This is a genomic window from Neisseria sp. P0021.S007 (assembly GCF_051956855.1).
Map to the genome: position 1 here is coordinate 1 of NZ_JBQCXA010000744.1, position 614 is coordinate 614.

General features: G+C 53.7%; 1 protein-coding gene. It reads left to right on the top strand.

What is annotated here, in order from left to right:
• Window positions 1-28: 28 nt before the first annotated feature.
• The coding region (gene dapA / locus ACTHUR_RS15720; RefSeq protein ID WP_440399582.1) for a 4-hydroxy-tetrahydrodipicolinate synthase at window positions 29-614 on the top strand (586 nt) is incomplete at its 3' end.

The following is a 614-nucleotide window of genomic DNA, read 5'->3' on the forward strand; positions in this document are numbered from 1 at the left end:
CTCACACAATGAATAAAAAGGTTTCCGTATGTTACAAGGTAGCTTGGTTGCCCTGATTACACCCATGAATCAAGACGGCAGCATCCATTACGAACAACTCCGCGACTTAATCGATTGGCACATCGAAAGCGGTACTGACGGCATCGTCGCCGTTGGCACGACAGGTGAATCCGCCACCCTCTCCGTCGAAGAACATTTAAGCGTAATCGAAGAAACGGTCAAACACGTCAACAAGCGCGTTCCCGTTATCGCCGGCACCGGCGCCAACAACACCCTTGAAGCCATCGCACTCTCCCGCGCCGCCGAAAAAGCCGGTGCAGACTACACCCTCTCCGTTGTCCCCTATTACAACAAGCCCTCCCAAGAAGGCATTTACCAACATTTCAAAACCATCGCCGAAGCCACTTCGATTCCGATGATTATCTACAACGTACCCGGCCGCACCGTCGTCAGCATGACCAACGACACCATCCTGCGCCTTGCCAAAATCCCGAACATCGTCGGCGTCAAAGAAGCCAGCGGCAATATCGGCAATAATCTCGAACTGATCAAACACGCGCCCGAAGGTTTCACCATCCTTTCCGGCGACGACCCAACCGGCCTGCCCTTCATGC